The 12,600-nt window shown below is 66.2% G+C and carries 12 protein-coding genes; 5 read left to right on the top strand and 7 right to left on the bottom strand.

Features of this window, described 5'->3' with window-relative positions:
* Positions 1–279: 279 nt before the first annotated feature.
* The 6 genes from J7I79_RS00865 to J7I79_RS00840 all read right to left on the bottom strand — a co-directional run bounded on the left by J7I79_RS00865 (position 280) and on the right by J7I79_RS00840 (position 6,681).
* Positions 280–1,506: an MFS transporter gene (locus J7I79_RS00865; RefSeq protein WP_214949117.1), complete on the bottom strand. Its 1,227-nt coding sequence runs from the start codon at positions 1,504–1,506 to the stop codon at positions 280–282.
* Positions 1,507–1,531: 25 nt separating this feature from the next.
* Positions 1,532–1,981: a MarR family winged helix-turn-helix transcriptional regulator gene (locus tag J7I79_RS00860; RefSeq protein ID WP_214949115.1), complete on the bottom strand. Its 450-nt coding sequence runs from the start codon at positions 1,979–1,981 to the stop codon at positions 1,532–1,534.
* Positions 1,982–2,042: 61 nt separating this feature from the next.
* The gene (locus tag J7I79_RS00855; RefSeq protein ID WP_396020138.1) at positions 2,043–2,564 is read right to left on the bottom strand and encodes a GNAT family N-acetyltransferase; all 522 of its coding nucleotides are present in this window, start codon (positions 2,562–2,564) and stop codon (positions 2,043–2,045) included.
* Between the two features lie 182 nt (positions 2,565–2,746).
* The gene (locus J7I79_RS00850) at positions 2,747–3,901 is read right to left on the bottom strand and encodes a mannitol-1-phosphate 5-dehydrogenase (RefSeq protein ID WP_214949113.1); all 1,155 of its coding nucleotides are present in this window, start codon (positions 3,899–3,901) and stop codon (positions 2,747–2,749) included.
* On the bottom strand, positions 3,901–5,898 hold the full coding sequence (locus tag J7I79_RS00845; protein ID WP_214949111.1) for a PTS mannitol transporter subunit IICBA: 1,998 nt from the start codon (positions 5,896–5,898) through the stop codon (positions 3,901–3,903). Before J7I79_RS00845 ends, J7I79_RS00850 begins: the two co-directional genes overlap by 1 nt.
* Before the next feature lie 57 nt (positions 5,899–5,955).
* The gene (locus tag J7I79_RS00840) at positions 5,956–6,681 is read right to left on the bottom strand and encodes a TetR/AcrR family transcriptional regulator (protein ID WP_214949109.1); all 726 of its coding nucleotides are present in this window, start codon (positions 6,679–6,681) and stop codon (positions 5,956–5,958) included.
* Positions 6,682–6,846: 165 nt separating this feature from the next.
* Here J7I79_RS00840 and ptsP point away from each other — a divergent pair, with 165 nt between their 5' ends.
* The 5 genes from ptsP to J7I79_RS00815 all read left to right on the top strand — a co-directional run bounded on the left by ptsP (position 6,847) and on the right by J7I79_RS00815 (position 11,146).
* Entirely contained in the window at positions 6,847–8,532 is a 1,686-nt protein-coding gene (gene ptsP, locus J7I79_RS00835; protein ID WP_214949107.1) for a phosphoenolpyruvate--protein phosphotransferase, read from the top strand.
* A gap of 38 nt (positions 8,533–8,570) precedes the next feature.
* On the top strand, positions 8,571–8,849 hold the full coding sequence (locus tag J7I79_RS00830) for an HPr family phosphocarrier protein (RefSeq protein ID WP_104175133.1): 279 nt from the start codon (positions 8,571–8,573) through the stop codon (positions 8,847–8,849).
* 76 nt (positions 8,850–8,925) lie between these two features.
* On the top strand, positions 8,926–9,324 hold the full coding sequence (locus J7I79_RS00825; RefSeq protein WP_214949105.1) for a helix-turn-helix domain-containing protein: 399 nt from the start codon (positions 8,926–8,928) through the stop codon (positions 9,322–9,324).
* A 99-nt stretch (positions 9,325–9,423) separates the two neighbouring features.
* Entirely contained in the window at positions 9,424–9,684 is a 261-nt protein-coding gene (locus tag J7I79_RS00820) for a hypothetical protein (protein WP_214949103.1), read from the top strand.
* Between the two features lie 121 nt (positions 9,685–9,805).
* Positions 9,806–11,146: an FAD-binding protein gene (locus J7I79_RS00815; protein WP_214949102.1), complete on the top strand. Its 1,341-nt coding sequence runs from the start codon at positions 9,806–9,808 to the stop codon at positions 11,144–11,146.
* Between the two features lie 11 nt (positions 11,147–11,157).
* On the opposite strand, the gene J7I79_RS00810 is transcribed toward J7I79_RS00815, so the two are convergent.
* The gene (locus J7I79_RS00810; protein ID WP_214949096.1) at positions 11,158–12,378 is read right to left on the bottom strand and encodes a CdaR family transcriptional regulator; all 1,221 of its coding nucleotides are present in this window, start codon (positions 12,376–12,378) and stop codon (positions 11,158–11,160) included.
* Positions 12,379–12,600 lie beyond the last annotated feature (222 nt).

The following is a 12,600-nucleotide window of genomic DNA, read 5'->3' as shown; positions in this document are numbered from 1 at the left end:
GACACCCGCCCCACCTGCCAGGATCAGGAGAAGCCCACACGAGGCCCGCAAAGCCCTCACGGACGGTCACCGACCTGCGCGGAAGCCCCATCAGATCCCGTACGGTCAGACTCACACCGCTGCCATAAGAAGAAAACCAATGGCCAGCAGCCAAGAAGCCCACTAATTCAGCAGTCTCCTAGGCTGCCCCGCCCAACGCGAGCGGACAGATAAGGCCCATATTCATCACGAACATGGGCCTTATCTGTACCGGGGGGCTGCCCCGGGTCGTCGCTCCGGTCAGACCACGTGGGGTTCGTGGGCGGCCAGGTACCGGCGTCCGCCGAAGGCAATCGCGATGGCGGCCACCATGGCCAGCGCCCCGGCGAAGAACGGGACCTGCGGACCGAAATGCTCACCGAGCTGCGCGGCGGCGAACGGGGCCAGGGCGCCGCCCATCCAGCGCACGAAGTTGTAGCCGGCCGACGCCACCGGGCGCGGCGAGTCGGAGACGCCCATGGCGAGCTCCGTGTAGACCGTGTTGTTGATTCCCAGCAGCGCCCCGGAGGCCACCACCAGGACGACGACGGCGGGCACCGAGTGCCCGGCTGCCAGTCCCAGCCCTGCCAGGTCGAGCATCAGGACGGCCAGCGTGCCGATCAGCACCCGGGTGGCGCCGAAGCGGTTCTGCAGGACGGGCGCCACGAAGACGGAGAAGACCGCGACGGCCACGCCCCAGCCGAAGAACACCCCGCCAATGCCGTAGGCGTCCATGCCCAGGATGAACGGCGTGAAGGCGAGAATGGTGAAGAAGCCGTAGTTGTAGAACAGGCCGCTGGCCGCCGTCGTCCGCAGTCCCTTGTGCCCCAAAGCCAGTAGCGGGTCGCGGAGCCGGACCTTCCGCTCGGGCAGCGGGGTTTTGGGCAACAACGCGATGAGCGCGACGAAGGCTGCCGCCATGAGCACGGCGGTGCCGAAGAACGGTGCCCGCCACTGCCAGCCGCCGAGCAGGGCGCCGAGGAGCGGGCCGAGGGAAATGCCCAGACCGAGCGCCGCCTCGTAGAGGATGATCGCCGTTCCGGCGCCGCCGCTTGCCACGCCCACAATGACGGCCAGGGCGGTGGCCACAAAGAGTGCGTTGCCCAGGCCCCAGCCCGCGCGGAAGCCGATCAGTTCGCCCACGCTGCCGGACAGACCGGACAGCGAGGCGAAGACCACGATCACGGCCAGGCCGATGAGCAGGGTCTTCTTGCCGCCGATCCGGGAGGACACGTAGCCGGTGATCAGCATGGCCACCGCAGTGACCAGGAAGTAGCTCGTAAACAGGAGCGAGACCTGGCTGGGCGTGGCGTCCAGGTTCTTGGCGATCGCCGGGAGGATCGGATCCACCAGGCCGATGCCCATGAACGCGAACACCGCGGCCAGGGCTGTGGCCCATACGGCCTTCGGCTGCTTGAGCAGGGAGGCCTTTTCGGCCTCGAGGGTTTCTTCTACTGCTGGCCGCGTGGCGGCGAGCTGGCCTTCCATAGGGGGCACTCCTAAGTCTTGGGTATCAGTTGTGAAGCGTGCCGTTGATTTTTTCGATCACGGGGAGGGCCGCGGCGAGGGCCTGCCGCTCGCTGTCGCTAAGCGTCACCAGGATTTCCGCCATCACGGCGTTTCGCCGCTCGTTGGCGGAGTCGACGGCGCCACGGCCTTCCGTGGTCAGCACCACCCGGACGGCGCGGGAATCATGCGGGTCCGGGTCGCGGCGCACCAGTCCGGCCTTCTCCAGCTTGATGATCTGCTCGGTGGCGCTGGGCACCTTGACGCCCAGGTTCCGGGCGATCTCGCCGACGCGGACGCCGTCATGGAGCAGCATCTTCAGCGTGCTGAGCTGGGCGGCGCTGAGTTCGCCGTCCGCGTCGAGGCGGCGGACCAGGTAGACACTGTGGCGGAGCGCCTCGCGGAAATCCTCGGCGAGGGCCTGCAGCGCGGTCGGCGTTGGCTGGGGTTGACTCATAGTTAGGTAGCCTAACAGTTAGGACGCCTAAGAGTCAAAGGCCTTCCTGCGTTCGACGCAGCTAGAGCGTGAGCTTCATGCCTTCGTGGCTGGCTGCGAAGCCGAGGCGTTCGTAGAAGCGGTGGGCGTCCTTGCGGGATTTGTCGGTGGTGAGCTGCATCAGCGAGCATCCCCGGCGGCGCGACTCCCCGGCAGCCCACGTAACCATGGCGGCGCCGATCCCGACGCCGCGCACCTGTGCCGCAACCCGGACGGCCTCGATCTGGCTGCGCCAGGAACCCCGGCGGGAAAGGCCCGGCAGGAAGCTGAGCTGGAACGTGGCCACGACCTGCCCGGCGGCCTCGCCTGCCCGAAGGAGCTCGCCCACCGCCAAGAGATGGGCGGGGTCGGCGTCGATCGCTTCGAAGGCCCGCTCGTACGGGGCCATGTCCGAGGTGTCCTCGCGGTTTGCACCCAGCCGGTCGTCAGCGAGGAGCTCCAGGATTCGGGGCAGGTCGGCCCGCGTCGCGGTCCGGAGGCGGAAGGTCCCGCCGTCGACGTCGAGAGTCAGCAGGGCGGGCAGGTCACGTTGCTCGGAGGTCACCGGACCAGCTTGCCACAGCCGACGCTCTCTCACTTCCTGCGCCAAAAACCCCAACGCTCTCTCAGTTTTCGCACGAAAAACCCCAACGCTCTCTCACTTCGTTCAGTGAGAGAGCGTTGGGGTAAATCCGGCAGGATCTGAGAGAGCGTCGCCCAAAAACCGGCAGGAAGTGAGAGAGCGTCCTAGGCCGTGACCTCCGTTTTGGCCTCTTCCACCAGTGACTCGACGGCGGCGAACAGCGGGTGCCCGGGCGTCAGGCCCGTCACCTTCTCGGTCGCTTCCGCCGCCGTGGACGACGCCACGATCTTAGCCAGCTCGGTCGCTTCGGCGTCCGCGGGATCGTTGAAGCGCAGGGCGGCCGCAATGGCTCCCAGCAGCGCTTCGGGCACGATTCCGAGTTCGGCCAGCTCTGCCGCCGGGCCGATGAACCGTTCGTGCCGGCTGAGCTTGCGCAGAGGCGCCCGGCCCACGCGGTTCACGGTGTCCGGCAGGTGCGGGTTGGTGAAGCGGCCCAGGATCTTCTCGACGTAGGCTTCCTGCTCCTCGCGGTTGAAACCGTGCTTGTGGATCAGCAGTTCCTTGGTCTCGTCCAGGACGGCGCGCACATCGGCGGCGACGTCCTGGTCGGCCATGGCCTCCGAGATCTTGCCTAGCCCTGCTTCGAAGCCGAAGTAGGCTGCCGAGGCATGCCCGGTGTTCACCGTGAAGAGCTTCCGCTCGATGTAGGGCTCCAGGTTGTCCACGAACGTCGCGCCGGGGATGACCGGCGCCGCATCCCCGAAGGGCGTGCGGTCAATGACCCACTCGTAGAAGGTCTCCACGGTGACGTCCAGGCCCTTGCCCGGCTCCTGGTTGGGGACGATCCGGTCCACGGCCGTGTTCGCGAATACGGCCACGGACTCGAGCTCTCCGGCGGCGGTATCCCACTGCGCCGCCACTTCGTCCCGCAGGATGTCCGTGGCGTTGATGGCGTTCTCGCACGCCATCACCTGCAGCGGTGCCAGCCCGGCGGCCCGTGCGGCGACGCCCTTGGCGATCACCGGCGCCACGAACTTCAGGATGTGCGGACCCACCGCGGTGGTGACCACGTCCGCCGTCGCGATTTCCGCCACGACGTCCGCTTCCTGGGTGCCGGAGTTCAACGCCCGGAAGTTGTCCACGGTCCGGACCGTGGGGTCCTCCCCCACCTCGTGGACGTCGTAGCTGTCTGCGGCGGCGAGCTGCGAGATCAGATCTTCAGCGACGTCGGCAAACACGAGCTCGTAGCCTGCCTGGTGCAGCAGCAGTCCCACAAAGCCGCGGCCGATGTTCCCGGCCCCAAAATGAACAGCCTTCACTATGCGTTGACCTTCCCGAAAAGTTCCAGTACTTCGTCCACCGTGGTGGCGGCCTCAAGCTGGGCCACCTGGGCCTTGTTGGTGAAGACCTTCGCGATAGAGGACAGGATGTGCAGGTGTTCGTTGTTGATGCCGGCGACGCCAACCACGAACTTGACCTCCTTGCCGTTCCAGTCGATGCCGTTCGGGTAGCGGATCACGGACACGGCGGACTTCATGATGTGGTCCTTCGCGGCGTTGGTGCCGTGCGGTATGGCCAGGAAGCTGCCCATGTACGTGGACACGGATTCCTCGCGTTCGTGCATTGCATCGATGTAACCGCTGTCCACGGCGCCGCGGTCCAGCAGCAGCTGGCCCGCTTCGTCGATGGCGGCGTCACGGGTGGTTGCTGTGCCGTTGAGGATCACGCTGTCAGCCACCAGGATGTCCGACGGCGGGGCGGCCTCAGCAGGTGCCGCGGCCACAGGCGCCGCAGCGGCGGCGGAAGTTCCGACGTCGCCGGCTCCGGCGGAGTTGCTGTGCTGGACCAGTTCCACTATCTCTTCGTAGCGCGGGCTGTTCATGAAGTTGTCCACGGATACATGGACTGCGCTGGAGGTGGCCGGCTTGGCGCGTTCGGTGAGGTCCTGATGCGTGACCACGACGTCATAGGTATCCGTCAGGTTCGCGATGGACGCATTGGTGACGTTGACGTCCGGGAAGCCGGCGGCCTTGATCTTGTTGCGCAGCACCGATGCACCCATGGCGCTGGAACCCATGCCGGCGTCGCACGCGAACACGATGTTCCTGATGGGGCCGGCCATCACGGCAGTGCCGCCCGCACCAACCAGGACTGAGGAGACGGAGCTCTTCTTGCCCTTCATCGCTTCCATCTTCGAAGTGGCGGCGCTGAGGCTGTCCTCCTCGGTTTCACCCACGGGGGTCTTGCTGGCCTTCAGGATGACCGAAGCGATCAGGAAGGAGACCGTGGCGGCGAGCAGGACCGAAAGGATCACGCCGAAGTAGCTGTCACGGGCGGTCTGGGCGACCACCGCAATGATGGATCCCGGGGCGGCCGGCGCCACGAGGCCGGAGTTGGTGAGGGCCAGCGTCGCAATCCCGGTCATGCCGCCGCCAATGGCGGCGAGGATAAGGATCGGCTTCATCAGCACGTACGGGAAATAGATCTCGTGGATGCCGCCGAAGAAGTGGATGATGGCGGCACCGGGCGCCGATGCCTTGGCCAGTCCCTTGCCGAAGAACATGTAGGCCAGCAGGATACCGAGGCCGGGGCCGGGGTTGGCCTCGAGCAGGAACAGGATGGACTTGCCCTGCTCAAGCGACTGCTGGATGCCCAACGGTGTCAGCACGCCATGGTTGATGGCGTTGTTGAGGAACAGCACCTTGGCCGGTTCGATGAAAATGCTGGTCAGCGGCAGCAGGCCGTTGTTGACCAGGAACTGAACCACGTTGCCCGCTGCCGTGCTGAAGGCCGTGACCAACGGGGAGATGCCGTAGAAACCAAGCATGGCCAGAAGCGCACCCCAGATACCGGCGGAGAAATTGTTCACCAGCATCTCAAAGCCGGGCCGGATCTTGCCGTGCCAGATTGCGTCGAGCTTCTTCATGGTCCAACCGCCGAGGGGACCCATGATCATGGCGCCAATGAACATTGGAATGCCTGCACCGACGATGACGCCCATGGTACCGATGGCACCAACGACGCCGCCGCGGACGTCGTGCACCATCTTCCCGCCGGTGTAGCCAATCAGGAGAGGCAGCAGGTAGGTGATCATGGGGCCGACGAGGCCTACGTTCGGGACGCCCTCGGCGTTGGTGCCGAAGCCGCCCAGTGCCGGGACGGGGATCCAGCCTTTTTCAATAAAGAGCGCGGTAATGAGGCCCCAGGCGATAAAGGCCCCGATGTTGGGCATGATCATGCCGGACAGGAACGTCCCGAACTTCTGGACGCCAACCCGCATGCTAGTGCGGGGTTTTGCAACTGTCTCTGTTGCCATGTGATTTCCTAACCGTGATTCCTGCTGCACCGCAGGATGGTCCGATATTTTCGACGACTAGCTGGTGGAACTGGTGGAGATCCGGTGGAGCCATTCGAGAAAGAGCTTGAGTTCCGAGCTGGAGAGCTGGTCCGAGTGCGATGCTTGGAGCGCGGCGTTCAGGGCGATCGCTGCCACCACCACCGACGACTTTCCGGAGTCTTCCGAAGTGCCGCCTGCCTGCTCCGCGGCCACCGCGAAGATCATGGCGTCCCGGGTCATGGTGGACAGTTCAAGGTTGCGTTCGGCGGCAGGCTCAGCGATGAGCATGAGGGTCACGCCAACGTTCGCCGCCAGTATGCTCCTTGCCGCTTCACGCGGCTGGACGTTCAGCTGCCCTGCCACTGCAGCTTTATTCAGCATTTCCTCCATGAGGGCCTCGGCATCGGCAACGATGGCCGGGCGGCTCTCAGGGCGAATGTTGCCAAACATGACCAAGTAGAGTTCCGGCTGTTTCAGCCCGAACTGGACGTGGTTGTCCCACATCCGCCGGATATCTTCCAGCGGGTGTCCGGACGGCGCGAAGTCGCGTTCACCGGCCACATATTCTTCAAAACCTGCAGCTACGACGGCGTCAAACAGCCCTTCCTTGTCACCGAAGTGGTGATACAGAGTAGGGGCAGTAACCCCTGCCAGCTGCGTGATCTGGCGGGTGGAAACGGCCGCTCCCCCGGATTTGGCCAGCAACTCGGCCGCTGCACGGAGCAGCCGTATCTTGGGCGGAAGCTGGCCATCGAAACTCATAACCGCTACCCTAGCACCTATAGCAACGCTATATGAAGTGCATCACATACAATTTTTTCAGGCACCGCAAAACACCGTCGCGACGTAGCAGTCGCGGCGATCTGGGCAATCGCCCAGGCAAACGAATGGCGGGGCCTGCTTACCGGCAGAGAATGAGGACCTTCAGTGCAGAACTTCCCAGGAGTAGGCGTCAGCCCCGGCCGCATCATCGGCAACGTCCGCCAAATGCCCAAACCGATCAGCGAACCGCCGGCAGGCGAACAGCTGCCCGCCGGCGTCACGCCCGAGGACGCAACGGTAGCGCTCAAAGCAGCCTCCCAGGCCGTCCACGACGAACTGAAGGGCCGCGCCGCACACGCCACCGGAGACGGCAAGGCCGTCCTGGAAGCCACGGCACTGATGGCCAAGGACACCATGCTGATCAAGGGCGCGGCCAAGCTGGTGGCCCGCGGCCTCTCGACCGAGCGCGCCATCTGGGAATCCGGATCCTCCGTCTCTGAAATGCTTCACAACCTGGGCGGCTACATGGCCGAACGCGCCACCGACGTCCTGGACGTCCGCGCCCGGATTGTGGCGGAACTTCGCGGCGTCGCCGCGCCGGGCATTCCCTCCTCCAGCACGCCCTTTGTGCTCGTGGCCGAGGACCTGGCGCCGGCCGACACCGCAACCCTGGACCCGAACAAGGTCCTGGCACTCGTCACAGCCGGCGGCGGCCCGCAGTCCCACACGGCCATCATTGCGCGTTCGCTTGGCCTGCCTGCGGTGGTGGCTGCCGTGGGCGTGGACGAGCTCCCGGACGGCACGGAAGTCTATGTGGACGGCGCCGCGGGCACCATCACGTCCGATCCCGACGACTCGCTGCGTGCCGCAGCTGACGCCTGGGCGGCTACGGCTTCCCTGCTGGCCGAGTTCAGCGGCACGGGCACGACGGCGGACGGTCACCTGGTGCCCCTCCTCGCCAACGTTGGCGGCGGCAAGGACGCGGTGGCAGCCGCCAAGCTGGGCGCCCAGGGCGTGGGCCTGTTCCGCACCGAATTCTGCTTCCTGGAACGGGACTCCGAGCCCAGCGTGGAGGAACAGGCCGCGGCCTACAAGAGCGTATTTGATGCGTTCCCTGGCAAGAAGGTGGTTCTGCGCACCCTCGACGCCGGCGCCGACAAGCCCCTCCCCTTCCTTACTGACTCCACGGAGCCCAACCCGGCCCTGGGCGTCCGCGGCTACCGCACGGACTTCACCACGCCCGGCGTCCTGGACCGCCAGCTGGAAGCCATCGCCCTGGCCGAAAAACAGTCCGAAGCAGACGTGTGGGTCATGGCTCCGATGATTTCGACGGCGGAAGAAGCGGCCCGTTTCGCCTCAATGTGCGCCGACGCCGGCATCAAGACCCCCGGCGTGATGGTGGAAGTCCCGTCCGCAGCGCTCACAGCCGAGGCCATCCTGCGCGAAGTGGGCTTCGCCAGCCTGGGCACCAACGACCTCACCCAGTACGCCATGGCCGCCGACCGTCAGCTCGGCCCGCTGGCGGCACTCAACACTCCGTGGCAGCCGGCCGTGCTCCGCCTTGTCGGCCTCACCGTCGAAGGGTCACGGGCCGAAGGCCACAACAAACCCGTTGGCGTCTGCGGCGAGGCAGCGGCGGACCCCGCCCTCGCCGTCGTACTGACCGGCCTCGGCGTTACCACCCTGTCCATGACCGCACGCTCGCTCGCGGCCGTGGCTGCGGTGCTCAAGACAGTCACGCTGGCCGAAGCGCAGCAACTGGCCAAGCTGGCCCTCTCCGCACCGAGCGCCACCGAGGCCCGGGCCTGGGTGCGCGAAAAGCTGCCCGTGCTCAACGAACTCGGCCTCTAACCGCCGCCGCCCACCGCCGAAACCCATCAGGAGAAGTAATGCCAGAACGTACCGCAACCATCGCCAGCCGCTCCGGACTCCACGCCCGCCCTGCCGCACTGTTCGCCGAAGCGGCAGGCAATGCCGGCGTTGAGGTCACCATTTCCATGCAGGGCGAACCCGCGGACGAGGCCCTCGACGCCGCCAGCATCCTTTCGCTCATGACGCTGGGGGCGGCCAAGGGAGACGTCGTGGTGCTGCGGGCCGACGGCGACGGCGCCGACCAGGCGCTGGATGCGTTGGTCACCCTTTTGGAGACCGACCTCGACGCCGAATAGCGGCTCTGCGCCGCTGATCAACAGCAGCGTCGCGGATCGCCAGCTGAACCGCACCGGGGGACGCTAGGATTTCCGCATGGCACTGATTGCTCCCCGTGTGACGGCCGGGCTCCCCGGCGACGAAGCCCTGAAACTGAAGCATGCGCTCAACGGCAGCCACGACATCACCGTGTTTGTGGACGGCACGGTTCACCGGCTGCCGCCCCAGGCGCGGGACGCCGTCGTGGACCTCCTGAGCCGGTTCAGCCGCGGCGAAGCAGTGACCGTCAGCAACGTCGAGGAAGTGCTCACTACTTCCCAGGCCGCGGAACTTGCCGGGATCTCGCACACGTACCTTCGCAATATGACGGACCGCGGCGAAATTCCGGTGGAGTACCGCGGCACGCACCGGCGTATCCGGTTAGCTGCCATCATGGAATGGCTGGAGACGCAGAAGAAAAGCAAGGCGTCCGACGGCCGCGGCGAGCAGGTTTGATTTAGCGTGGGTACGCAATTTGTGAAGCAGTGATAAGGATCAAGCAACGATCCCGGGTAACCGCCAAAAGCCCCCAAAGGCCGGGGTTACCCTTTATTTGTGGGTAAGTTCAGAGGGTGGCACATCGTGGCGGGGTTCGCCGCAATGCTGCTGACTGCCGCCCTCGGAACGGCCATGGGCCTGAACAACACCGCCGCCTTTATGGCCAGCTGCGTGGCCTTCGTCGCGGTCTCCAAGGGCATGGAAAGCCACCTTGCCCGGCGCCGCCGGGAAGCTGCCGCCCGCCTTCCGGGGCAAAGCCAGGGCGATTCGGCCAGGACACTTGACGCCGACAACTCTGAGCGCGACGGCAGGGCCTGACGGCCGGCGAACGACCATCCGATCCGTGGATGGCCATTGACACGGGTCTAGCCACCTCACCAGACTTGTTAGCGATAACATACTGCCGATGGCCCGTTGGTCCGGCGCGAAAGGGATGCAAATGCGCACTGAGATCAGCGAAATGACGGGGCTGACCGGCCACACCGGAACCGGTGGCGCCGCAGCGGAACTGAACTGGGCCGGGAATTACCGCTACACGGCAGCCGCGATCCACCGGCCGCGCACCGTCGAGGAAGTCCAGGACGTGGTGGCCGGCGCCTCGAAAATCCGCGCGCTCGGCTCCCGGCACTCCTTCAACTCCATCGCCGACTCCCCCGGGTCCCTGATCTCGCTCGAAAACCTGGACCCCGGAATCCGCATCGACGCCGCGGCACGGACGGTCACCGTCTCCGGCGGAACCCGCTACGGAACACTCGCGGAAAAACTGGAATCCAACGGCTATGCGCTGCCCAACCTGGCTTCCCTCCCCCACATCTCCATTGCCGGAGCCATCGCAACCGCAACCCACGGTTCGGGCGATGCCAACGGAAACCTGGCAACCTCCGTCGCCGCGCTGGAAATTGTGGCAGCGGACGGAACCGTCCACCACCTCGGCCGTGGCAGCTCGCCCGACTTTGACGGCGCCGTCGTCGGCCTCGGCGCGCTGGGCGTCGTCACCAAGGTGACGCTGGACATCGAACCCACGTTCGCGGTGCGGCAGGACGTCTTTGAAGCGCTTCCCTGGCAGACGGTGCTGGAGAATTTCGACGCCGCCACCTCCAGCGCCTACAGCGTCAGCCTGTTTACGGACTGGAGCGGCGACGCCGTCGCCCAGGCCTGGCTCAAGAGCCGCGTTTCCGGCACGGCCAGCGGCGAGGCGGCCGGCGACGCGGCGTTCGCCGGCGGCACTTTCTTCGGCGGCACACGGGCCACCGTCGCCCGGCATCCGCTGCCCGGCGTCTCCGCCGAGAACTGCACGGAGCAGCTCGGCGTCCCCGGGCCGTGGTCCGAGCGCCTGGCGCACTTCCGGATGGCCTTTACACCCAGCAGCGGCGAAGAACTCCAGAGCGAATTCTTCGTCCGCCGCCAGCACGCCGTGGCCGCCATTTCAGAGCTGCGGGCCCTCTCCCACCGCATCAGCCCGCTGCTGCAGGTCTCGGAAATCCGCACCGTGGCCGCCGACCAGCTGTGGCTCAGCACCGCCCACGGCCAGGATTCAGTGGGGTTCCACTTCACCTGGAAGCAACGCCAGCCGGAAGTGGAGGAACTGCTCCCTGCGATGGAGGAGGCGCTGGCACCGTTCAACGCGCGGCCGCACTGGGGCAAACTGTTCCATGCGGAGGCTGACTCCGTGGCCGCGCTCTACCCGCGCTTTGCCGACTTCAGGGCCCTCGCCGAACGGATGGACCCGGAGCACAAATTCCGCAACGAATTCCTGGCCCGGAAGGTCTTCGGCAAGTAGCCGTTTCCCGGTTAGATCCGCGGGCGCCCGGACCAGCGGCGGGCTTTGAGCGCGGCGTGGAGTTCCAGCCGGACCATCCCCTTCAGCGGATCCACACCGAGCACCTGCCGGATGCGCCCCAGCCGGTTGTAGATGCTGCTCCGGTGCAGGTGCAGCTTCGTGGCGACGTCCTGGACCGAGCCGTCGTTGTCGTAGAGGAGTTCCAGCACGGGCAGCAGCTCACCGATCCGGTCGTGGTCTTCCAGGATGCGCCAGTACACGGATCCGGCGTCGGCCCACGCACCGGCACCGCCTCCGGCCGAGGCCAGCAGCTGGTACACGCCCGTCGCCCGGCTATCCACCAGTTCGCCCAGCTGGGGATCCACCGCGGCGGCCTGGGCTGCCTGCTTCGATTGCCGGTAGGCATCCGCCAGTTCGCGCGGCTTGGCGAACCCTTCACTCGTGCCCAGGATGATCCGGTGGACCGGGCGCCCGGACCGCTTGGCGAGTTCCAACTGGTAGTGGACCAGGACCTGCGCGTGGGCCGCACGGCCAACAGACTCCCGGAAGAGGACCACCGCGTGGGTTTCCGTGCCTGCGCTGAAGAGCGCCGCATCCACGCCGATGGTGGCCTGCAACGCGGCTGAGCGGTGGATCAGCGTGGACGCGATGGGGTCTGATCCCTCTGACCAGCCGTCGGCGTCAAGCACCGTGACGAGCTGCCACGGGCCGCGCCCCTGGACTTCCTTCCACCCGGCCACGGCGGCAACTGCGTTGGCCTCGCCGCGGCAGGCACTCAGGAACTCCTGTTCCCTGCGCCGCCGGAATTCCGATTCGGCCGTGTTCGATTCAAGGAGCAGCCCGGACAGCAGTTCGAGTTCGTCCCGGACGCCGGGCAACTGGGTGAGGATCGCCGTCGCGCTTTGGTCCTCAATGTCCTGCTGCACCCACAGGTAGCCGACGCGGAAACCGCGCACCAGCAGCGGCACGCAGACGCGCCCCAGCATGCCCAGCTCCTCGTTGGCGGGAACGACGACGGGACGCACGGCCGTCGCGATACCGTGCGACAGCTGCCACGCCTTCACGTCCACCGGCACGCGTTTGCTCAGAAGGAAGTTCACCCGGACCCGGTCCGCGTGGGACTGGTTGGAGCTGTAGGCGAGCAAAACGCCGTCGAGATCCTCGAGCGAAAGTCCCCGGCCGAGCTTCACGGCCACCTGCTCAACGAGCTGTTCCACATCCTGCTGGTGCATGATTGCCACCTTACTGCCCGGCGCCGCCGGACCGTGAACGGACACCAGGCGACACCTGACGCTTCACGCCTCGACAGATGTCGAGGCGCCGAGACCAAAAACCCCGGAAATACGCGGAACGTGCAGTCACGCGACTGGCCGCGTCCTGTCAGCTACCTCACATGCGGATTTATTCTGGAAGTACAGATTCCCTGCACGTCCGGCCCACAAAGCCCCCAACGA

It is taken from the genome of Arthrobacter sp. ISL-69, from assembly GCF_018613775.1.
Taxonomy (GTDB): Bacteria; Actinomycetota; Actinomycetes; order Actinomycetales; family Micrococcaceae; genus Arthrobacter.
The sequence above is the reverse complement of the archived record's forward strand: the minus strand, read 5'-3'. Positions and strand labels throughout refer to the sequence as shown.